Genomic DNA, 23,176 nt, shown 5'->3' on the forward strand with positions numbered 1-23,176 from the left:
TAGGTGAAATTTTACTCGACGACTAAGAGTTTCTTTCGTAGTTGGGTTGGAGAGTACGCGTTTGGTTCAACACATGTCGGTTGCTCTAGAATGAGCTGACGCAGTAGTTGTGCTGAACCTGCTCCCATACATAATCCATTGCGGAAATGTCCAAAGTTTGCCCACAAATTTTCAACCTCTGGAATCGCCCCTATGTATGGGATGCCATGTGGTGAACTAGGGCGCAATCCTGCCCAACGTTTTACGATTGGAAATTGAGCTAGCTCAGGAACCATTTCTAGGCACGCTGTCAAAATGTCTTGCTGAGTTTGATCATCTACAGTGGTATTAAAACCGCAGTCCGCCATACTTGAACCACAGACGATATGACCATCCTGACGTGGAATCAGATACATCACTTGATTCATGCACATCGTTGGAAGCCAATTTTCAGGTGTTTTGAATAACAACATTTGACCTTGGATAGGACGAACAGGAATATTCAGTTGTAACTGTTCTTCCCAATGCTTTGTCCACGCACCTGAAGTTAAAACTACATGATCAGCAAAGTGTTGGTGACCATCTTCGCTTTGCAAGCCCTTAATTTTATGTTTTTGAATGATTAACTTTTCGATTGGACTATGTTCAGAAAAACGAACCAAAGGATGTTGTTTCAAATAACTAATCAGAGATTGAAGTAGGCGAGGATTCCGCACATTGGATAGATGAGGAAAATAAATGGCTTCTCGGAATTTTGTTGAAACACGTGGATTAATCTGATTGAGTTGATTCTGATTTAAATATTCTGATTGTTGCATCGGTTCATTGAACTTAGCTGCATAACTCAACCCAATATCAAAATCGTCCTGATCGAAAATTAGCATGCCTGTATCGTGAATCTGAAAATCAATCCCTGTGATTGGGTAGAGTTTTTCATTCCACATTTGATAGAGCGGTTTTCCAAACTGAGCTAATTGGTTAACTTCGGGTGCATATCGCCACGGATACATAGGCGATAAAATACCACCACCAGCCCAAGATGCAGCTTGACCTGCTTGCTGTTGATCAAAAATATCAACAAAACAGCCTTGTTCAGCAAGTTCCAGAGCTGTCATTAAGCCGCTGATCCCTGCACCAATGATAGCAATATGCATATTAACGTCAAACCAATTTAAAGATTCCTCCCTCCTTGTTAAAGAGGTGAGGAGTGTTGTAGCTTCGGAGAGTTATTTCATCTCTTTGAGTTTACGTGCGGCTTCTTCAGCAAAATAAGTCCAGATACCGTCTGCACCTGCACGACGACAGCACATTAATGATTCTAAGATAACGCTGTCCGATAACCAGCCATTTTGGATAGCTCCTGCAAGCATCGCGTATTCACCGCTAACTTGATAGACAAAGGTTGGTACGCCAAAAGTATCTTTTACTTCGCGAACAACGTCTAGATATGGCATTCCTGGTTTAACGATGACCATATCTGCACCTTCTTGGATGTCTAAAGCAATCTCATGTAATGCTTCTGCACGGTTGCCGATATCCATTTGATAATTATATTTATTGCCACCTTTTAGATTGCTAGCAGAGCCAACTGCATCACGGAATGGACCATAGAAACTTGATGCATATTTAGCAGAGTACGCCATTATATTGGTATAAATAAAACCGTTTTGTTCAAGTGCTTGACGGATTGCTCCGATACGACCATCCATCATGTCACTTGGGGCAACAACATCTGCACCTGCCGCAGCATGACTCAATGCTTGTTTAATTAAGCATTCAACAGTTTCATCGTTCAACACATAGCCTGTTTCATCGATAATGCCATCTTGACCATGAGTGGTATAAGGATCAAGCGCACCATCTGTGATGAGTACCATTTCAGGTAATTCTTTTTTAAGTAATTGGCAAGTGGTTTGTACTAATCCATCTTCATGCCATGCTGCTTCAGCAGTTAAACTTTTGTCTTCTTGAGGGGTAACGGGAAATAATGCAAGCTTTGAAACACCTAACTCAAGAAGTTGTTCTGCTTTTTTGAGCAATAAATCAGCAGATAAACGCTGTATATTTGGCATGCTCGGAATGTCTTGAACTTGTTGTTGTCCTGGTAGTACAAAAACTGGATAAATCAAGTGATTAGCTGTCAATTGTGTTTCGCTTACCATCGCTCGTAATTGGTCATTTTTACGGATACGGCGCATGCGAGTCGCAGGGAAAGCAGGACGATTGAACGTATAAGTCATAACAATCTCGATGTTCAGTATTACACTATAGGAATAATTGAATCATTTAAGTCATGCTAGGGGAGAACTTAGCGGCTTAGGTCAATTCGATGTCCTCACTATTGTAGCCCTATAATTTTGGTTTTGTAAAAATTATGGGATGTTTCAAAAGGGCTGTTGAAATTTTGATCATGTGATGCAGTATTCATGATAAGTCATAAGTATTTGCAGGCATTTATCAATGCTCATCAGCTTCGATCTATGGATTCAGGCAGCGTATGAATGATGTAAAGAAAAACTGGACAGGTAATATTCAGTTAGGTGCTAAAGCCGATCATGGCGTGGTATTAAAACAGCTTTGTAAAGCATTTAATTCTTCACCATTTTTTAAGCACTGTGGCATGGTCATGCGTGTAGTTGATGATCAAATTGAAGGCTACATTGAGATTCAACCAGAGTTGATTGGTAATGTTGCGTTCCAGATTTTGCATGGTGGTGTTGCTGCAACGATGTTGGATAGTATTGGTGGAGTGGTTGCAATGGAACAGCTATATCGCCGTGCAACGCCAGAGGATTTACCGGATACTATTAAAAAAGTTTCTCGTTTGGCTACTGTTGATATGCGTGTAGATTATCTTGCACCTGGTCGTGGTAAATATTTTATCGCTCGTGCAGAAACTTTGCGTTTAGGGCGTAAGGGATGCACGATGCGCATGACGATGGTCAATGATGACGATAAGCCAATAGCGACTGCAATCGCATCATATGCTTTCTAATTTTTGAAAAATTTCAAAAAAGCGCCATTCGGCGCTTTTTTATTTCTGAAAACAAATAGTTTTAATTATTATCAAAATGCTAGAACTGAACGCATCAGTTATTTTTTTTATTCTCGTTATATGATTATTTATCGGTAGAATGCTCTGAAATTTTTGTTCATATTTATCTTTTGTTTTTAACTTTCGGTTAAGTTTCGATACATAGACTGATCGGCTGATTAAAACAGAAGTAAATGATCTATTTAATTTTCAGGAATAATTTATGACTGACTCCCAAACCAACGAACAGCAAGCTTTATCTGAAGCTATTTCTGATGATGCAATGAAAGCAAAGCGTAAAAAGTTTTTAGGACTATTTGCCCTGATTCTTATCATAGCTGCAATTTTGTATGGGATTTGGGTATTATTTTTTCATCATTCTGTAAGCACTGATAATGCCTATGTTGGTGCTGAAACAGCACAAGTGACCTCTATGATCGGTGGACAAGTTGCTGAAGTTTTAGTGAAGGATACACAGCAGGTTAAACGTGGCGATATCTTAGTTAAAATCGACCAACGAGATGCACAAATTCAACTTGCACAGGCTCAAGCGGAGCTAGCTAAAGCACAACGTCAATACAAACAAAGCCAAGCAAATAGCAGCTCTCTGAATTCACAAGTGATCGTAACTAAAGATGAAATCACAAGTGCTCAAGCTCAAGTCAATAAAGCCCAAGCTGAATATGATCGAGTGAGTTTAGAGTTAAAACGTCGTAACGAACTAGCTGCTTCAGGTGCAATTTCTAAAGAAGAATTAAGTAAATCACAAAGTGCTGTTTCGACTGCAAAAGCCAGTTTAGAGCTTGCTCAAGCAGGACTTGCTCAAGCTATGTCGAGTCGTAATGCTGCGGTAAGTACTTTGGCTGCAAACGATGCTTTGATTCAAGGTGTCAATGAGGCTTCAACCCCAGATGTTTTAGTGGCAAAAGCACATGTTGATCAATCATTATTAGATTTGGAAAGAACGGTTATACGTGCCCCTGTAGATGGTGTTGTAACACGTAAGAATATTCAAATTGGACAGCGTGTTGCACCTGGAACAGTCATGATGTCTGTCGTACCAGTTTCAGCGTTGTATGTAGATGCCAACTTCAAAGAAAGCCAATTGGCAAAAGTGAAAGCGGGTCAAACTGTGACATTAACATCTGATTTATATGGGGATGAAGTCGTTTATCACGGCAAAGTTCAAGGTTTCTCAGGTGGAACAGGTGCTGCTTTTGCATTGATTCCTGCACAAAATGCGACTGGAAATTGGATTAAAGTGGTTCAGCGCTTACCTGTGCGCATCACCTTAGATCCTAAAGAGTTGGCTGAGCATCCTCTGCGAGTAGGTCTTTCAATGCAAGTAGATATTGATCTCGCATCGAAGTAATTCATCATGAAGACTCAGAATCCTTTTGCAGAACTCAGTGGTGGGCGATTATTGCTTGCAGCTTTTGTAATTGCACTTTCTAACTTTATGGTGGTGTTAGACACGACGATTGCTAACGTTTCTGTTCCTCATATCACTGGTAACCTCGCCGTTTCAAGTTCTCAAGGAACTTGGGTGATTACGTCTTATGCAGTGGCTGAAGCCATCTGTGTTCCTTTAACTGGATGGTTGGCAGGGCGATTTGGTACGGTTCGTGTCTTTGTCTTTGGTTTGATTGGCTTTACGGTCTTTTCTTTTTTATGCGGTCTAGCGACTTCATTAGAAATGTTGGTCTTTTTTCGTATCGGACAAGGGCTTTGTGGTGGACCGTTAATGCCACTGAGTCAAACATTATTGATGCGTATTTTCCCACCTGAAAAACATGCTCAAGCGATGGGGCTATGGGCAATGACAACGGTGATTGGACCTATTCTCGGTCCTATTTTAGGCGGTTTGATTAGCGATAATTTATCATGGCATTGGATATTTTTTATCAATATACCTGTCGGAATATTTTGTGTTCTCGCTGCGATGCGTTTGTTGTCGGTAGCTGAAACCAAAACAGAAAAATTACGCATAGATGCGATTGGGTTGGGATTGCTGGTACTTTGGATTGGTGCGTTACAACTCATGCTTGATCTTGGGCATGAAAAGGACTGGTTCAACAGTAGTAGTATTATCGTTTTAGCTTTAATTGCCGTGATTGGTTTTATTGTTTTTATGATTTGGGAGTTAACCGAAAAACACCCTGTTGTAAATTTATATGTTTTTAGGCATCGAGGTTTTGCAGTTTCTGTCACTGCCTTAGCATTTGGGTTTGGGGCATTTTTTGGCAGTATTGTATTGATCCCACAGTGGTTGCAAATCAATCTAGGATATACCGCAACATGGGCTGGTTATCTAACGGCAACTATGGGCTTTGGTAGTTTGACTATGTCTCCAATTGTAGCCAAATTATCAACCAAATATGATCCACGTGCTTTAGCGAGTTTTGGTTTAGCTTTGCTGGGTGTTGTAACCTTAATGCGTGCATTTTGGGTAACTGATGCAGATTTTATGGCATTGGCTTGGCCTCAGATATTGCAGGGTTTTGCTGTCCCATTTTTCTTTATTCCGTTATCTAATATTGCAATGGGCTCGGTTCTTCCCCAAGAAATGGCATCTGCTGCAGGTTTGATGAATTTCCTAAGAACCATGGCAGGGGCAATCGGTGCTTCGATTGCAGTTACGATTTGGGATGATCACACCAAAGTGGCGCGTAGTGAAATGGTTAATTCACTGCATCCACAAGAGGTTCAAAATACATTGCTGCAAAATGGATTTTCTTCTGATGCTACTTTGGCAACGATCGCCAATCTTGTCGATAAAGAAGCAATTACGATTTCAGCAAATCATGTCTTTATGATTTTAGCTTTGGTGTTTGTGTTTGCGAGTCTATTAATTTGGTTAAGTCCTAAACCTAAGCCGATAGTAGGTGGCCCCGCACCACATTAATCGCATGACTTAAATGGAAATCATTGAATTAAACTTGGGGTTGTTCTCCGAGTTTTTTCTTATAGCTAAGGTGTAACCTAACTCTAAAGAGGATCAAGTAAAAAATCGCTTGACCTTACAATGATGGGAAGGAATATATTCTATTAACCATCTATTTTATTGGAGAGATATCATGGAATTTCATGTAGAGAATATGACGTGTGGTGGTTGTGCTCGCGGTGTTACTCGAGCAATTCAAGCTTTGGATGCAAATGCTAAAGTGATTGCTGATCCACCAAGTCGTAAAGTGACAGTTGAAACAACAGCAACACAAGAGCAGGTTGCTGAAGCATTGACTGAAGCAGGTTTCCCACCGCGCTAAAATCATTTAGACAAAGTTTAAGGGCTACATTTTCGTAGCCCTTTTTAATACCTTATTTTTTCTTCGCTAATGGTGAAATTGACAGCAAGTCATTATGGTGATGCTGTTCCTTATTTTCATTGCTAGGTTCTTTGAGACCCTCGAGAATCGGACATTCAGGTCGATCATCACCTGCGCAGCAATTGATTAAATCTTTCAGCGTATTCGCCATTTGCTGTAAGTCGTTTATACGTTCTTCTAATTTTTCAATATGTCCGAGTGCTAAGCGTTTTACATCAGCACTTTGTCGATTGCGATCATTCCATAGATCAAGCAAATCTGAGATTTCCACAACTGAAAATCCCAATTCTCGACTTCGCTTGATAAACTTTAAACGTTCAACATCAGTCGCTGAGTAGGAGCGATAACCTGCATTATTACGCCCCGCAGTCGGGATCAAACCAATCTGTTCATAGTATCGAATCATTTTGGTTGAGACCCCTGAAGCTTGAGATACTTTACCAATATTCATCTTATTCTCCTCAACCTAGATGTACTGAGGGTGGTTGAAAACGACGTAGACGTAGTGCATTTCCTAATACAAAGACGCTAGATAATGCCATAGCTCCTGCAGCAAAGATGGGTGACATTAAAATTCCATAGTTTGGATATAATATTCCAGCGGCAACAGGAATTAGCATGGTGTTGTAAGCAAAAGCCCAAAACAGGTTTTGATGAATGTTGCCGATTGTGGCTTTGGATAAGGCGATTGCATTTGTTACACCTTGCATATTGCCAGACATGAGCACGACATCTGCCGATTCAATTGCAACATCTGTACCTGTACCTATCGCTACACCTACATCGGCTTCAGCTAATGCAGGGGCATCATTAATGCCATCACCAACAAAGACAATATGACCATATTGGGATTTTAGCTCTTTGACTGCATTAACTTTTCCTTCAGGTAAGACTTCAGCGATCACCTCATCAATTCCTAATTGTTTTGCAATTGCCTGAGCAGTACGTGCATTATCTCCAGTGATCATTGCGACTTTCAGTCCTAATTGGTGTAATGCATGAATCGCTGCGGGAGTCGTGGATTTAATTGGATCTGCAACCGCTATAATTCCTGCTAGTTGACCATTCATCGCAACATAAAGTGGTGATTTACCTTCATCACCTAAACGTAAAGCAGTTGTTGCGAAGGGTTGTACTTCAATACCGAGCTGCTGCATATAACGATCAGCACCGATATTAATTTGAATATCATCATTGATCACTGCAGATACACCCATACCCGTAACCGAATCAAAGCGATCAACTTTAGGAAGAACCAAGTTCTCTAGATTGGCCTGATCAACAATCGCTTTTGCGATAGGATGTTCTGATCGGGATTCAACAGCAGCTACAGCAGCCAAAACTTGATCTCGTTCAAACTGAGATGTGACTTCAAAATCAGTTAATTCTGGATGTCCCTCAGTTAAAGTACCTGTTTTATCAACAGCTACAATTTTTGCATCTTTTAATAGCTGTAAAGCTTCGCCTTTACGGAACAACACGCCTAATTCTGCACCACGACCTGTACCCACCATGATCGATGTAGGTGTTGCCAAACCCATAGCACATGGACAAGCGATAATCAGTACTGCGACTGCATTTACTAAGGCAAAAGTTAGGGCAGGAGATGGGCCGAAAATTAACCAAACTAAGAATGTCAGCACTGCTGCAATCATTACTGCTGGTACGAACCATAAGGTAATTTTATCGACTACCGCTTGAATCGGCATTTTAGAGCCTTGTGCTTGCTCAACTAAGCGAATTATTTGCGCTAGCATGGTTTCACCACCAACAGCTAATGCTGTAAAAGTGAGAGTTCCATTTTGATTAATCGTACCACCTACCACATCGCTACCAATCACTTTCTCAACAGGTATCGGTTCACCTGTAATCATGGATTCATCGACAAAACTATTTCCATCAGTCACTTTTCCATCAACAGGTATTCTTTCGCCAGGTTTTACAATCACCGTGTCACCAGCAATAACTTGATCAATTGCAATCTCAAGCATTTGTCCATCACGGTGAACATGAGCTGTTTTAGCTTGTAAACTGACTAAACGTTGAATCGCTTCTGAAGTACGTCCTTTTGCTTTTGCTTCAAGAAAACGACCAAGTAAGATTAAAGCAACAATAACCGCAGCAGCTTCATAATAAACATTGACTGTTCCCGAAGGGAGTGTGTCTGGAATGAAGGTAGCCACTATAGAAAATAGATATGCAGCTAATGTTCCAACGGCTACCAAAGAATTCATATCTGGTGCTAGACGAAATAAAGCTGGGATGCCTTTTAAATAAAATCTTCTTCCTGGAATCGTTAATACAAGGGTAGTCAGTACGAATTGTATGTACCAACTATTTTGCATCCCAATGGTTTGAGCAATCAGATGATGAAAGCTTGGAATTAGATGAGAGCCCATTTCAAGAATAAACACAGGCAAAGCAAAAAGTGTGGCAAGAATTAAATCACGTTTAAGTTCAGCGCGTTCTTGATCTTTTTTCTGAAGCTGCTCAGATGGATCGGCAATTGAAGCTTGAATTTCTACAGCATCATATCCAGCTTTATCTATTGCTGCGATCAATGCCTCTATACTTGCCGAACCACTTACTGTTGCTCGTTCAGTTGCAAGATTGACATTCGCTTCAGTGACACCAGAGACGGCTTTGAGTGCTTTCTCGACACGACCAACACATGAGGCACAGGTCATACCTTTTATAGATAATTCAATTCTGTCTTGGGGAACATCATAGCCTGCTTGTTCAATTGCATGAATTAATAATTGACGATCTAAAGGCTTATTAAGTGTAATGTCTGCACGCTCAGTGGCTAAATTTACTGAGGCTGATCGCACACCATCAACTTTTTTAATAGCATTTTCAACACGACTTACACAGCTTGCACAAGTCATACCTTCAATTTGTAAGCTTAATCTTTGATTTATTTCGGTTCCCATGGGATTTACCTATAAATATTCTTTGATTGCTTAAAGCATAGACCTTACCATTATAGGAAGGTCAAGTACTCACTATGTAAATATCGAAGTGAAATCTATTTTTAAAATAAACATGATGAAATTGATATTTAAATCAGTTGCTTGAGGGTTTTATTCTATATTTACTCAAATAATGAATCTTTTTTTTGTTTTGTACATTATTGATATTCTTGCGAATTTAAAAAAATATAAAAGTCTTGTCAATAAAAAAGCCACTTATGTAAGTGGCTTTTTTATTAAAGGTATTTGGTGGAGGTGGCGGGAGTTGAACCCGCGTCCGCCAGCACTACACTCGAGAATACTACATGCTTAGATATCGTCTATTGTTTTAACACCATGTGACCCGACGAACAGGGTACAAGGTGCGATCCTCTAAGTTTGGTATAAAGCCCCGAGGCTTGGCTCTATACGGACTTGTGTGCGTGCGCTTCGGTCGGGTTCCTAAACCACAAGTATTCTAGGAAGCGGACAAGCTGCCCTTAGGCAGCTAGAGCGTAAGTTTCGTCGTTTGCGACTATTTAAATGCAAATTTTATTTACGAGAGAAAATGCGCTCTCGGCATGCATCTATGAGCTTCATCACCAGCGTCGAAGCCAATAACACCCCCATATATGAAAGAGCATCATAGCATAAATATTATGGATTTGAACGTTAATTTCTATGTAATTTGATCGATTAATAGATTCTTGCATTTCAATTAAACCAACGGACAATAAACTCGCTACAGCAGTCAAGTCATTTACTTAAATTGAAATAAAACAAAGAATTTGATTGAAAATACATCATATTGTTGTTTGGAAGAAAAAATTTACTATGAAGAGCGGGGGGAAATCAAAGAATAAAATTGAGAAAAATGTTTTGAAAATTAGACTAATTATTACCGTGATAAATTATGTTATTTGTGTTATAAATTGTATCTTAATTGTTTTTATTTTTTGCATTTGCTTTTTGATGGTTATTGGGGTTGATAAGTGGATGAGGATTCAACACTTTCTATAAAAAATTTTAATTTAGAAATCTCAGGGAAGAAAATTTTAAGATCTTTAAATTTAAAGGTTTTAAGCCATGGGATTACTATTTTAATGGGACCTTCCGGAACAGGTAAATCGACTTTACTGCGTACACTTGCGGGTCTGAATCAAGGAAATCCTCAACTCAAGTTCAGTGGTGAGATCACTTTTAATGGCTATTCATTATTTGAGTCTGATAAAAAACCTGCCTTAGTTCAGCAAAAATTAATTCATATTACACAGACTGTTAAAGAAAATATTCTTTCACATTTACCTAATCGTTCGAGCCTAGATTTACAACAACAACTCAGTCTAATCCAGCAGTTATGCGATCAGTATGATCAAACTTGGATTCTGGCAAAGCTTCACCAATCGACGGCAACTTTAGAACGCCATGAAGCAAAGAATTTAGCAATTTTATATACCTTGTTGTCAGAGCCAGCACTGTTGATGATTGATGAACCAACGGTGGGGTTATCTGATTCCGATGCGATTTTTGTGCATGATTTAATCCGAAAAATTGCCAAAAAAATCCCGATTCTGATTGTATCTCACCATATTCAGCGATCTAAAAAATTAGCCAATTACGTTGGTTTATTAGCAAATGGTTGCATACAAGAAATTAGCTCAGCAGAAGCTTTTTTTGAACATCCTCAACACGAGATGACGAAACAATTTCTGAGAACCGGGTCCTGTGCGGAGCTTTCTACTGAAGAGTTAGATCGACAAGAGCAATCGTTGATGAATCTCCAAGTAGCGACTTCAAAACATTTGAGTTTAGCTAAACCTTTAGTAGACGTTGATCAAATATCAAATGAACCAATTTTAGACTGCTCGCAGAAAATCCAAAGTCGTGAAGATACAGACACAAATCTGCAACACGTTGATTTTTTAGAACACGAAGCGGATGCAAAAAACCAAGCTAGAGGCCCTTTGGGGTTTGTTTGGCTAATTCGCGGACGGCTTGCTGGTTGTCCGTGTCCTGGTGTAGTTCGAGAGACGGCACTTGATTTGAAGTATTTACAGGATGTTGGAATTACTGATTTGGTATCACTAACCGAGGAAAGTTTTAACCCTGATCTAGCCGCTGAATTTGGCATAACAGTTTCACATTTCCCGATTGACGATATGTCTGTTCCATCTTTGCAGGATGCTTATCAGTTTTGTCTATGTATTGACCAAAAAATATCTCATCGCAAATCGATTGCGTTGCACTGTAAAGCAGGTTTGGGGCGAACAGGAACGATGTTGGCTGTTTACTTTTTATGGAAAGCAAGGCTTCAAAAGACTGCACTTGAGGCAATCGAATATATACGTTCTCTGAATTACTTGATGATTCAATCTGAGCAGCAGATTGATTTTTTGTATGATTTTTCAATTTTTTTAGAAAAACACATTGATTCTAATGTGTTGGTTAGCAAGGTGTAACTCGCCATACAAGGGGAAAATAAGATGTTAGATGATGCTTTACAACGTGCAATGACCAGCGTACCAGACTGTCTCGCAGCTGGTTTTGTAGATTTAAATTCAGGAATGATTTTAAGTATTAAAACGGTTGATTCACATCCTTCGGAAGTGTTTGATTTTTTAGCTGCCGCTACAGCTGATCTTTTTCAGGGGCCGAATGTTGTCGCAATTGAGAAAATCTTTAAAAAATCACGTGGTTTGATGGATGAAGATAATTATCACTACTTCCAAGAAATTATCGTGAATAGTGAAAATTTGATCCACGTATTTATTCGCACTAAAGATCAAAACGAGATCGTATGTTTTGTTTGCCGTAAAGGTGCGAACTTAGGCATGGTGTTGACTAAGGCTCGTATTGCTTTACCAACGATTGAACGCGCGTTCCACGCATAATTCAGTCGATGCGTATGTTTTAAGCAAAGTCTAACTTTGCTTAAAACAACGATGAACTTCATGATGAATTTTCAAAAAGGTGAGCGTGATGCCGCATCTTGAATTTGCAGGATATACGATTGAAAGTAAAGCTGACGAAACGGTTTTAGCATGCTTTCAGCGTTCAGGTATAGAAATCGATTTTTCATGTAAAAGCGGTGTATGCCATCGTTGCATGTTGAAATGTATTTCTGGTGACATTCCTGAACAGGCAAGTCGTAGGCTACCCACCACGCATCAGGGGCAAAACTATTTACTCGCGTGTCAGTGTGTTCCAACAACGGATATGAAATTAGTTGCGAAGTCAGACGAAGACAGCATAACGCAATGTATGGTTTTGTCATCAATTTCACAAGCAGATCATAGTCTGATTCAAGCAGAGCCTTATAGAGAACTGACTTATCAAAAAGGTCAGCATGTTTATGTAACTGACATCTCAAAACAGCACTCAATTTTAGCAAAATTAGTGAGTGATCCTGAGCAAGAAACATCTCTGAGTATTGAAATTGCTAAAAAAGATATGGAGTGGGTTAAAGAGCAAGGCTTGGATCAGTTAGGAAATGAGTTCTACCTGAAAGGCCCAATTAGCGCACCTCAAGTCATAATCGAAAACGATGTAGCGATTAATCCAGCCTTATGGGAAGCGTTGGGCGGGGATCATACAGTCAGAAAAATTTTGACCGAATTCTATAAGAAAGTATATGCCGATCAGCAACTTGCTCCATTTTTTGAAAGAGTAACTATAGATCGAATTATTGGAAAACAATTTGCATTTTTAAAACAGTTAATTACAGGTGAGGCGACTTTCTTTGGTGAGCAACCAAGAAACTCACATCATTGGATGGTGATCTCAGATGAGTTATTTGAGCACCGTATGTTGCTGATGCATCAAACTTTATTAGAACACAAACTATCGGCTGATTTGATTGAACAATTTGAACGTTATGAGCTGCAATTTAAAAACGATATTGTCAAATCCCAAGCTTGGTTAAAACAAGTTGGTGATTTATTGGTAGACACTGAAAAATATGAAGAATGTCAGTTAGATGAAGCAACAGTTTGTGATTATTGTGAGGCGGAAATTGAGCAAGGCATCTTGGTTAGATTTCATATGCGTCTTGGAAAATTGGCTTGTAAAGCATGTTCAAAATAATGTGGTGATAGATAAAGCTTTAGCAATTACCCAGTAAAAATTTACTTGATGAATGGTCAAATAGGAGAGAAAAAAAATGATTGGTCAATTTTCAAGAACAGCAATGGTGTTTATTGAAAAAACCTTACGTGAATGTGAACAATGTATAGGTTTTTCGGGAGCTGCTCTGTCTAGCCCTGATGGTTTGGTTCTGGCGATGCATGGACAAATCTCGGGTGATGAAGCCGCAGCATGTGCATCTAGTTTGTTTGTAGAGTCAGAAACTGCTTTAAGTTATATCGGAGAGTCCGAGCCACGTATGATGTTGTTATGGACTGCAAATAAATTGTTGGCTTTGCACTTGCTTAAAAATGGCAGTATTTTCTTTGTGACATCCACTGAAAAAAATAATTTTAATGCAGTGCTTAAATTTTGTTTAGAAACATCAAAAAAACTGGATAACGCTTTAAGCATAATGGGTTAAACAAACTTAAACATGCTAGAAGATTTAACTACTCATGATCATTTTGAATGAGATGATAGTTCCTTGTTTGTTCCCGCTTTTAAAGGAGGGAACAAGCACGATTTTGGATTAGATTTGCTCTAAAGGTTACTTCAACTGATTAGTCAAAACCAAACAAAGCTAGATCAAGTTTAAGTTTTATAAGTCGATAATAAAATACTGGTTTCACTATTGTAAATTCCTGAAATATTACGAATTCTTTCCAATGCTTTGTCGAAATTTTCTAAACTATCGGACTGTAATTCGACCAAAATATCCCATTTACCATTGGTGGTATGTACACGTTCAACTGCCGATTCTAAGCGGAGTTCTCGTATCACTGCTTGTGCCTTAGTGCCTTCGACCATGACATTCATCCATGCACGAATGATATTTTTTTCAACATTTGGGCGATAACGAACCGTATAGCCTGTAATGATGCCTGTGCTTTCCATGTACTCAATTCTCTTTTGAACCGTGGCCCGTGAAACGCGTGCTTTCGCAGCTAAGTCCGTGATCGACATTCGTGCATTATCTTTGAGCAATCCTAAGATAATATGATCAACATTATTCATTTTGATGTTTTCTATTAGCAAATTGATAAAAATTATCTCATTTTAATTATTTTAAAGAGTTTTGTGAATCATTTTGATTATTAATAATAGTGCTAATAGAAGCTCCAAACATTTTTAACGTTGTCAGCGCAAGTCACTAATGTAGTCATGGAACGATGGAGTGAAAGGATTCTCTTTTGAATCAAAGGGAATCTATAGATAACAGGGAAAACTGATTAATTAAGGAATAGATGATGTCTTTATCATATACGGGTCAACATGGCGGTGCTTGGCAAACTTATCTCACTCAAATTGATCGAGTGGCACCTTATCTTGATGCTGATTTAAGTAATTTTATTAATACCCTTAAAACGCCAAAGCGTACATTAATCGTTGATGTTCCAATCGTGATGGATGATGGTTCTATCCGTCATTTTGAAGGTTATCGTGTACAACACAATTTATCACGTGGTCCAGGTAAAGGCGGTATTCGTTACCACCAAGACGTTGAATTAAATGAAGTCATGGCGCTATCTGCATGGATGACCATTAAAACTGCAGTACTTAATCTCCCATTTGGTGGTGCAAAAGGTGGTATCCGTGTTAATCCAAAAGAGCTATCTCCACGCGAGTTAGAGCGTTTAACTCGTCGTTTTACCAGTGAAATCAGTCCAATTATCGGTCCTCAAATTGATATTCCAGCACCAGATGTGGGTACCAATGCGAACATTATGGGTTGGATGATGGACACGTACTCAAGTATCAAAGGTCATACAGTTACGGGTGTAGTCACTGGTAAACCTGTGCATTTAGGTGGTTCATTGGGTCGTGTACGTGCGACTGGTCGTGGTGTATACGTGACGGGTTTGGAAGTCGCGAAACGCATTGGTTTAGCGGTTGAAGGCAGTAAAGTTGCTGTACAAGGTTTCGGTAATGTTGGTAATGAAGCCGCTTACTTGTTTAGCCATGCTGGTGCAAAAGTTGTCTGTGTACAAGACCATACAGGCACGATTTTTAATGCTGAAGGTATGAATGTTAAAGCATTACAAAAACATGTCACTGAACATGGTGGTGTAATGGGTTTTGCAGATGCAACGGTGATTGCAGATGAGGAGTTCTGGAATGTTGAGATGGACATTCTCATCCCAGCAGCATTGGAAGGACAAATTACAGTCGAGCGTGCACAAAATCTAAAAGCAAAAATTGTGCTTGAAGGTGCCAATGGTCCGACATATCCAGAAGCAGACGATGTATTTGTTCAACGCAATATTACCGTTGTTCCAGATGTTATCTGCAACGCAGGTGGTGTAACCGTCAGTTATTTTGAATGGGTTCAGGATATGGCGAGCTACTTCTGGAGTGAAGATGAAATCAATGAGCGCCTTGATAAATTAATGATTCAGGCAATTGCTGATGTTTGGAATACGGCTGAGCTTAAAGGATGCAGTTTGCGTACTGCTGCTTATATCTTGGCATGTGAACGTATCTTAAAAGCACGTAAAGAACGCGGTATTTTCCCTGGTTAATAAAGGGTATAGAACAGGCTTCGGCCTCGGGCTTGTGGTATTGACACAAGCCCAAAGATTAAACAGGAAGTGAGTATATAAAATGAATGATGTCGCTATTACACGTAGTCATTTTAATGACTGGATGGTTCCCGTCTTTGCCCCAGCAAACTTTATTTTAGTCCGTGGCGAGGGTTCTCGTCTTTGGGATCAGAACGATAAAGAATATATTGATTTTGCGGGTGGAATTGCGGTGAATGCTTTGGGTCATGCGCATCCTGTTGCAGTCAATGCCTTAACTGAACAAGCACAGAAGCTTTGGCATATTGGCAATGGCTATACCAATGAACCAGTTTTACGCCTTGCTAAACAATTAGTGGATAGCACATTTGCAGACAAAGTGTTTTTCTGTAACTCAGGTGCAGAAGCCAATGAAGCTGCTTTGAAATTAGCTCGAAAAATTGGTTTGCTCAGTGGTAATCCAAACAAAAATCATATCGTTGCATTTAAAAATGCCTTCCATGGTCGTACCTTATTTACCGTTACTGCTGGCGGTCAACCAAAGTATTCTCAAGACTTTGCACCCTTACCTGAAGGCATTGAACATACGGCATTTAATGATTTAGAAGCAGCGAAAGCTGTAATTAATGAAAATACATGTGCTGTGATTGTCGAACCGATTCAAGGTGAAGGTGGTGTAGTTCCAGCGGATCTTGAGTTTTTAAAAGGTCTACGTGCCTTATGTGATGCCAATGGTGCAGTATTAATTTTTGATGAAGTACAAACAGGTGTCGGTCGTACAGGCTCTTTGTATGCCTATATGAATACAGGTGTTACCCCAGACATCTTAACGACTGCTAAAGCATTAGGTGGTGGTTTCCCAATTGGCGCGATGATCACGACAGACCATTATGCCAATATGTATGCCGTAGGCGATCATGGTACGACTTATGGTGGTAATCCACTGGCATGCGCTGTAGCAGGTGCAGTTTTTGAGTTTATTAATACGCCTGAAGTTTTAGAGGGTGTGAAACAACGCCATCAATATTTCGTAGATGCATTAAATAAAATCAATGCGCAGTATGGATTATTCAAAGAAATTCGTGGTCAAGGTTTGTTGATTGGTTGTGTACTGAAAGATGAACATGCAGGTAAAGCTAAAAATATCGTCACACTTGCGGGTGAAGAGGGTTTATTAGCTCTAGTTGCGGGTGCAGATGTCGTGCGCTTTACCCCTTCACTGATTATTCCAATGGAAGATATTGATGAAGGTTTAAATCGTTTTTCACGTGCATTAGCACGTCTATAAATCTGCTGTGAGCATCTAACCATGATGATTGTTAGACATGCAGCGCATCGGGACTTAGATGACATTTATCGTTTAGCGCAACGAGCAGGTGAGTCAGGTATCGGCCTGACTTCCTTGCCGCAAAACAAAGAAATCTTGGCAGCGCGAATTGCACGTACGATAGGAACTTTAGAAGGTACGACAGAGCAGTGCGATGCAAGCTATTTGTTTGTTTTAGAAGATACCGTATCTCAGACAATCGTTGGTGTAAGTGCCATCGAGGTTTCGGTTGGATTAAAAGAGCCATTCTATAACTTTCGTGTGGCGAAACAGGTACATGCTTCTAAAGCACTCAATGTTTACAATGCTTTAGACACCTTGTTTTTGAGTAATGATCATACGGGTTGTAGCGAGTTATGTACCTTATTCCTTGATCCTGAATATCGAAAAAATCAAAACGGTAAGTTTCTTTCTAAGGTTCGTTTTCTATTTATTGCTGCATTTCGCTCGTATTTTGAAGATCGCTTAATCGCAGAAATGCGAGGTTTCTCAGATCAAAATGGTCATTCACCATTTTGGGATGCGTTGGGATACCACTTCTTCAATATGGATTTCGCGACCGCCGATTATTTAAGTGGTATCGGTCAAAAAGTCTTTATCGCTGAACTAATGCCAAGATTTCCTGTCTACGTCAATCTATTACCAGCTGAGGCTAGAGCGGTAATTGCAGAAGTGCATCCGCATACCTTGCCTGCAGCAAAAGTTTTGATGTCAGAAGGACTTAAATATCAAGGTTATGTCGACATCTTTGATGCTGGACCTACTTTAGAAGCGAATACTGCGGATTTGCGGGCGGTCAAAGAAAGTCGAACAGTGAAAGTCAAAATCACTGAGCAAATCGAAACGACTGATACACACTATTTGGTCGCAAATGACCAATACAAAAATTACTGCGTGCTGTTGATCAATAACAAAGTCTGTGATGGCGATACCTTAATGATCACATCTGCACAAGCTCAGGCTCTCCAAGTTAATGAACAGGATGAAGTACGAGTTTTAGCATTAGATAAAATGGAGAATCACTAATGTCGCAAGGTGAATTATTAATTAATGGTGCTTGGGTACAGGGAAAGGGTACAAGCTTTATTAAAACCAACCCTGTGAGCAATCAACAGATTTGGTCTGGTTATGAAGCTAATGTTGCTGATGTTGGGGCAGCTTGTAATGCTGCTAGAACAGCTTTTCCTGCATGGGCACGCTTAGGTTTAGAGCAACGTGTAGCAATTATTGAACGCTATGCAAGTTTACTTGAACAAAATAAAAATCAACTTGCACAAGTCATCAGTCAAGAAACCAGTAAACCACTGTGGGAAACACTCACAGAAGTACAATCGATGATTGGAAAAATCGCGATTTCAATCCGTGCATATCACCAACGTACAGGTTTTAGTGAAACTGAAATGCCAGATGGCATCGCATCTTTACGTCATCGTCCTCATGGGGTACTTGCAGTTTTCGGACCGTATAATTTCCCAGGACATCTACCTAATGGACACATTGTTCCTGCATTAATTGCAGGTAATACGGTTGTGTTCAAGCCAAGCGAATTAACGCCTTGGACAGCCGAAGAAACTGCAAAATTGTGGCAACAGGCAGGGTTACCAAATGGTGTGCTCAACCTTGTGCAAGGTGGTCGTACGACAGGAGAGGCTTTAGCTGCTGCTGAACAAATTGACGGTTTACTGTTTACGGGAAGTGCCAACACTGGCTATCACCTGCATAAACAAATGGCAGGCGCACCTGAAAAAATCCTAGCCCTTGAAATGGGGGGTAACAACGCTTTAATCATTGATGAAGCAACTGATATTGATGCAGTGGTGAATCTAGCTATTCAATCCGCTTTCGTGTCTGCGGGACAACGTTGTACATGTGCACGCCGTATCATTGTAAAACATGGCGTTAATGGTGATGCATTCATTCAACGTTTTGTTGAAGTCGCAAAGAACTTAGTGATCGGTGCTTGGGATACTGAACCACAACCATTTATGGGCGGGGTGATTTCATCTCATGCGGCAGATCAGATGATGGCTGCACAAAGCAAATTGATCGCACTAGGCGCAAAACCATTGTTAGCAATGACTCGTCCTCAAACTGATAGTTCATTACTCAGTGCAGGTATTTTAGATGTGAGTGAAGTGAATGCAATCCCAGACGATGAATACTTTGGTCCTTTGACAACGATCTATCGTTATCACAATTTTGATGAAGCACTCAAAATCGCCAACAACACACGTTTTGGTTTAGCTGTAGGTTTGGTTTCTCCTGATCGTGAATTATTTGATCGAGTATTGATCGAAGCACGAGCTGGCATTGTGAACTGGAATAAACCATTAACTGGCGCATCGAGTGCTGCTCCATTTGGTGGTGTGGGTGCATCGGGTAACCATCGTGCAAGCGCGTTTTATGCAGCAGATTATAGTGCGTGGCCGATGGCTTCACTGGAAAGTGATAGCGTTACACTGCCATCAAAATTATCACCGGGCATTGTGCTCTAAGTTAAATCGTGCCGTGACGATATGGAGAAAAAAATGTCAGGTTATGAAATCAATTTTGATGGCTTGGTTGGACCAACTCACCATTATGCAGGTCTTTCTTTTGGTAATGTTGCTTCAACAAAAAACCGTAATAATGCGTCCAATCCTAAATTAGCAGCTAAACAGGGCTTAATGAAGATGAAAGCCCTTGCGGATTTAGGGCTTAAACAAGGGGTGTTTGCTCCACAAGAGCGTCCACATGTTCCGACCTTACGCCGTTTAGGTTTTACAGGTAGTGATATTGATGTCATTGCACAGGCAATGCGAACTGCACCTGCCTTGTTATCTTCACTCAGTTCAGCATCTTCAATGTGGACTGCAAACTCATGCACCGTGTCACCATCGGCTGATAGTGCGGATGGACGTGTACATTTTACAGCCGCAAATCTAAATAATAAGTTCCATCGCTCAATTGAGCATCATACGACAACGCGAATCCTTAAAGCGATGTTCGATAATGATGTATATTTCGCGCATCATGAAGCCTTACCTGATGCAGCACTATTTGGTGATGAGGGTGCAGCCAATCATAACCGTCTAGGCGGTGGATACGAGCAAGCTGGCGTGCAAGTTTTTGTTTACGGACAACAACAGCTCGGTGGTACGGTTGCGCCGAAGAAATTCCCTGCACGTCAAACCCGTGAAGCGAGTGAGGCGATTGCACGTTTACATCGTTTAGATGCAAAACGGACGGTATTTATTCAACAGAATCCTGACGTGATTGATCAAGGTGTATTTCATAACGATGTAATTGCGGTAAGTAACCAACAGGTACTTTTTCATCATCAACATGCGTTTTTGAATCAAACACAAGCCTTGAATGAAATTCGTCAGAAAATGGCAGGGATTGAGCAAGAATTTATTTCGATCGAAGTGCCTGAAAACCGTGTGAGTGTTGAAGATGCTGTTGCGACATATTTATTCAATAGCCAAATTTTGACACGAGCAGATGGTGGGATGAGTATCGTTGTACCTGAAGAGTCTCGTCAAAATAAAGCGGTTTGGAACTACTTGAATGACATGATTCAGATGGGTACGCCAATTGATGACATTAAGGTGTTTGATCTGCGTGAAAGTATGCGTAATGGCGGTGGACCAGCATGTTTGCGCTTACGTGTCGCGGTCAATGAAAAAGAGTTAGCAGCAGTTAATCCAAATTTATTTATGAATGACGGTTTGTTTAAGACCCTCAACCAATGGGTTGATCAACACTATCGTGATGAATTAACTCAGGATGATTTAGCTGATCCAAGTTTGTTGATTGAGAGTCGTACAGCGTTAGATGAATTAACCAAAATTTTAGGTTTAGGTTCTGTTTATCACTTTCAACGCTAATCATCGTAGTTAAAAGATTGATATGGATTTTCCTCAAATCCGAATGCTCACTATGGCATCGGATTTGAGGTGGTTAAACAAGGGAATGATGGCATATGGTTGATCTACTCGAATTAACTCTTGCACAGCAAGCACCTAATCAAACTCAAGGTGAAACAACTCAATTTACTTGGCAATGGCTAGGTGAAGGGTTATTGGTATGCACGCCTAAAACAAGCTATAACAAGGCCATCATATATTCTGCGGGTATTCATGGAAATGAAACGGCACCGATTGAATTACTCGCAAAGATGGTTCAAGACCTATTCGCTTCTCGTTTATGTTTGACGGAGCGAGTCCTTTTTGTTTTTGGTAATCCTCAAGCGATTCGCAAAGGTGTACGTTATCTAGAAAATGATATGAACCGCATGTTTTGTGGAGCTTATCAACAATTAAATTCTGATGAAGAAACAAAACGTGCTGAGCTTTTAGAGCAAATTACCGCAGAGTTTTTCCAGCAAAGTCGTAGTGATGCTCAACGCTATCATTATGATTTGCATACGGCTATACGCACATCACTACTAGCTGTATTTGCCTTATTCCCTTATCAGACGCAACCCTACGATGATTTTCTCATAGATAGCCTCAACGCTGCTGATCTTGATGCTTTGGTGTATCACAACGCTGTTGGTAAAACTTTTACTCATTTTACAACAGAGTATTTTCAGGCTGCCAGCAGTACTTTGGAGTTAGGTAAAGCAAAGCCATTTGGTCAAAATGATTTAGCTGAATTTTCTGCAATTGATCAAGTACTTCGTGCCGTAATTACAGGTGAAGCTTTGCCTCAACGACAAAAAGCATCGCTTCGTCAATTCAAGGTTATAGATTCAATTGTTAAACAAAGTGAGGATTTTCAACTGCGATTAGATGCGAATGCACCTAATTTTTCGACCTTTGAAAAAGGCGATGTAATCGCGACTCAAGAGGCGGGAAATTATATTGCAAGCGATCAGCAAGTTTGGATTTTATTTCCAAATCCGAACGTCAAAGTAGGATTGAGAGCAGGGCTAATTCTCAAAGAAATAATGTAGATAACGCCATTCGAAAGATTTTAAGCGGTTCAAGGAAATGATGTATATGGAGTTTGAATATGGATGTTCAGTAGAAAAATACGCAGAAAAAAGATATCCGTTGGATATTGATTGTTATGAAAGTGAAACAGCAAGGACAGGTTGTCATAAGAATATCGTTGGAGTGATCGTGTATGAGTAACAATAATGAAAAAACATTTCCTTCAGGTGAACTCCTGAGTGAGCAATATGTGCCGCAACAAGACACATCAAGCCATTTAAATACTTCGTTGTCAGAAGTAGATGTCACTAAACCTTTGAAACGTGCAATGACAAAACGTCATTTGGTCATGATTTCTTTAGGAGGTGCGATTGGAACAGGACTGTTTCTTGGTTCAGGAGATGTTATTTCTCAAGCTGGCCCAATTGGAGCAATTTTATCTTATCTCCTTGGGGGCGTAATTGCTTACATGGTCATGCTGTGCTTAGGCGAGTTAGCCGTGCATATGCCCGTATCAGGTTCGTTCGGTGAATATGCCAGAACTTATATTGGACCTGGTACAGGTTACATGATTACGTGGTTGTATTGGTTAACTTGGACCGCAACATTGGGGACGGAGTTTACTGCGGCAGCATTATTGATGCAGGAGTGGTTTCCATCCATTTCCATGTGGACATGGACGCTGTTATTTGCAGGATTAATTTTTTCACTGAATGTCAGTTCAACCCGTTTATTTGCTGAATCTGAATTTTGGTTATCGTTGGTTAAAGTTTTAACCATCATTTGCTTTATTGGTTTGGGGCTAGCCACTATTTTCGGAGCTATTTCCTATCATGGGCATGAATCAGCGCCTTTATTTAGTAAATTAACAGAGCACGGTTGGTTTCCAAATGGAATATTTCCTATTTTTGCGACCATGTTAATTGTGAATTTTGCATTCTCAGGTACTGAGTTGATTGGTGTTGCTGCGGGTGAAGCAGAAGAACCTGCTAAAAC

The 23,176-nt window shown here is 40.1% G+C and carries 20 protein-coding genes and 1 other RNA gene; 15 read left to right on the forward strand and 6 right to left on the reverse strand.

Annotated elements, in window-relative coordinates; all coding sequences use genetic code 11:
- Positions 1-11 precede the first annotated feature (11 nt).
- On the reverse strand, positions 12-1,133 hold the full coding sequence (locus tag A2003_RS10360) for an NAD(P)/FAD-dependent oxidoreductase (protein WP_286687306.1): 1,122 nt from the start codon (positions 1,131-1,133) through the stop codon (positions 12-14).
- A 72-nt stretch (positions 1,134-1,205) separates the two neighbouring features.
- Positions 1,206-2,219: a porphobilinogen synthase gene (hemB, locus tag A2003_RS10365; protein WP_004913864.1), complete on the reverse strand. Its 1,014-nt coding sequence runs from the start codon at positions 2,217-2,219 to the stop codon at positions 1,206-1,208.
- Between the two features lie 257 nt (positions 2,220-2,476).
- Between hemB and A2003_RS10370 the strand changes: the two genes are divergently transcribed.
- From A2003_RS10370 to A2003_RS10385, 4 genes are all read left to right on the forward strand, one after another.
- On the forward strand, positions 2,477-2,974 hold the full coding sequence (locus A2003_RS10370) for a thioesterase family protein (protein WP_286687307.1): 498 nt from the start codon (positions 2,477-2,479) through the stop codon (positions 2,972-2,974).
- A gap of 262 nt (positions 2,975-3,236) precedes the next feature.
- Positions 3,237-4,385 carry an HlyD family secretion protein gene (locus A2003_RS10375; protein ID WP_286687308.1) on the forward strand — a complete coding sequence of 383 codons (1,149 nt, stop codon included), beginning with the start codon at positions 3,237-3,239 and terminating at the stop codon, positions 4,383-4,385.
- Positions 4,386-4,391: 6 nt separating this feature from the next.
- A complete protein-coding gene (locus A2003_RS10380) occupies positions 4,392-5,918 on the forward strand; it encodes a DHA2 family efflux MFS transporter permease subunit (RefSeq protein ID WP_004913858.1) in 1,527 nt (508 codons plus the stop codon).
- 172 nt (positions 5,919-6,090) lie between these two features.
- Positions 6,091-6,279: a heavy-metal-associated domain-containing protein gene (locus tag A2003_RS10385; protein WP_004913856.1), complete on the forward strand. Its 189-nt coding sequence runs from the start codon at positions 6,091-6,093 to the stop codon at positions 6,277-6,279.
- 52 nt (positions 6,280-6,331) lie between these two features.
- Here the strand turns inward: A2003_RS10385 and cueR are convergent, their stop codons facing one another.
- From cueR to ssrA, 3 genes are all read right to left on the reverse strand, one after another.
- The gene (cueR, locus tag A2003_RS10390) at positions 6,332-6,790 is read right to left on the reverse strand and encodes a Cu(I)-responsive transcriptional regulator (protein ID WP_286687309.1); all 459 of its coding nucleotides are present in this window, start codon (positions 6,788-6,790) and stop codon (positions 6,332-6,334) included.
- A gap of 10 nt (positions 6,791-6,800) precedes the next feature.
- Complete coding sequence (locus A2003_RS10395) at positions 6,801-9,272, reverse strand: heavy metal translocating P-type ATPase (protein WP_286687310.1); 2,472 nt, start codon at positions 9,270-9,272, stop codon at positions 6,801-6,803.
- Between the two features lie 286 nt (positions 9,273-9,558).
- Positions 9,559-9,918, reverse strand: a transfer-messenger RNA (tmRNA) gene (gene ssrA / locus A2003_RS10400).
- Positions 9,919-10,282: 364 nt separating this feature from the next.
- Between ssrA and A2003_RS10405 the strand changes: the two genes are divergently transcribed.
- The 4 genes from A2003_RS10405 (at position 10,283) to A2003_RS10420 (ending at position 13,836) form a co-directional block, all read left to right on the forward strand.
- Positions 10,283-11,749 (forward strand): phosphatase domain-containing putative toxin, encoded by a 1,467-nt coding sequence (locus A2003_RS10405; protein WP_286687311.1) that lies wholly within the window; start codon positions 10,283-10,285, stop codon positions 11,747-11,749.
- Positions 11,750-11,773: 24 nt separating this feature from the next.
- Positions 11,774-12,181, forward strand: coding sequence for a hypothetical protein (locus tag A2003_RS10410; protein WP_004913846.1), 408 nt, complete (start codon positions 11,774-11,776; stop codon positions 12,179-12,181).
- Between the two features lie 88 nt (positions 12,182-12,269).
- Positions 12,270-13,373, forward strand: coding sequence for a globin domain-containing protein (locus tag A2003_RS10415; RefSeq protein ID WP_286687312.1), 1,104 nt, complete (start codon positions 12,270-12,272; stop codon positions 13,371-13,373).
- A gap of 76 nt (positions 13,374-13,449) precedes the next feature.
- Positions 13,450-13,836 carry a roadblock/LC7 domain-containing protein gene (locus A2003_RS10420; protein ID WP_286687313.1) on the forward strand — a complete coding sequence of 129 codons (387 nt, stop codon included), beginning with the start codon at positions 13,450-13,452 and terminating at the stop codon, positions 13,834-13,836.
- Positions 13,837-14,006: 170 nt separating this feature from the next.
- Here A2003_RS10420 and A2003_RS10425 read toward each other — a convergent pair whose 3' ends face one another.
- Positions 14,007-14,429, reverse strand: a complete 423-nt coding sequence (locus A2003_RS10425; protein WP_004913839.1) for an Lrp/AsnC family transcriptional regulator — start codon at positions 14,427-14,429, stop codon at positions 14,007-14,009.
- 230 nt (positions 14,430-14,659) lie between these two features.
- Between A2003_RS10425 and A2003_RS10430 the strand changes: the two genes are divergently transcribed.
- The 7 genes from A2003_RS10430 to A2003_RS10460 form a co-directional block, all read left to right on the forward strand.
- A complete protein-coding gene (locus tag A2003_RS10430) occupies positions 14,660-15,934 on the forward strand; it encodes a Glu/Leu/Phe/Val family dehydrogenase (RefSeq protein ID WP_099948256.1) in 1,275 nt (424 codons plus the stop codon).
- Positions 15,935-16,016: 82 nt separating this feature from the next.
- Positions 16,017-17,222, forward strand: a complete 1,206-nt coding sequence (locus tag A2003_RS10435) for an aspartate aminotransferase family protein (RefSeq protein ID WP_130575395.1) — start codon at positions 16,017-16,019, stop codon at positions 17,220-17,222.
- A 21-nt stretch (positions 17,223-17,243) separates the two neighbouring features.
- The gene (gene astA / locus A2003_RS10440; protein ID WP_004913833.1) at positions 17,244-18,287 is read left to right on the forward strand and encodes an arginine N-succinyltransferase; all 1,044 of its coding nucleotides are present in this window, start codon (positions 17,244-17,246) and stop codon (positions 18,285-18,287) included.
- The gene (astD, locus tag A2003_RS10445) at positions 18,287-19,756 is read left to right on the forward strand and encodes a succinylglutamate-semialdehyde dehydrogenase (RefSeq protein WP_286687314.1); all 1,470 of its coding nucleotides are present in this window, start codon (positions 18,287-18,289) and stop codon (positions 19,754-19,756) included. Before astA ends, astD begins: the two co-directional genes overlap by 1 nt.
- Positions 19,757-19,789: 33 nt before the next feature.
- Positions 19,790-21,130, forward strand: coding sequence for an N-succinylarginine dihydrolase (astB, locus tag A2003_RS10450; RefSeq protein ID WP_125272194.1), 1,341 nt, complete (start codon positions 19,790-19,792; stop codon positions 21,128-21,130).
- A 95-nt stretch (positions 21,131-21,225) separates the two neighbouring features.
- Complete coding sequence (gene astE / locus A2003_RS10455) at positions 21,226-22,200, forward strand: succinylglutamate desuccinylase (protein WP_286687315.1); 975 nt, start codon at positions 21,226-21,228, stop codon at positions 22,198-22,200.
- Positions 22,201-22,373: 173 nt separating this feature from the next.
- On the forward strand, positions 22,374-23,176 hold an 803-nt coding region (locus tag A2003_RS10460), incomplete at its 3' end, for an amino acid permease (protein WP_286687316.1).

The sequence above is a fragment of the Acinetobacter sp. GWC1_38_13 genome, from assembly GCF_001767535.1.
Taxonomy (GTDB): Bacteria; Pseudomonadota; Gammaproteobacteria; order Pseudomonadales; family Moraxellaceae; genus Acinetobacter; species Acinetobacter junii.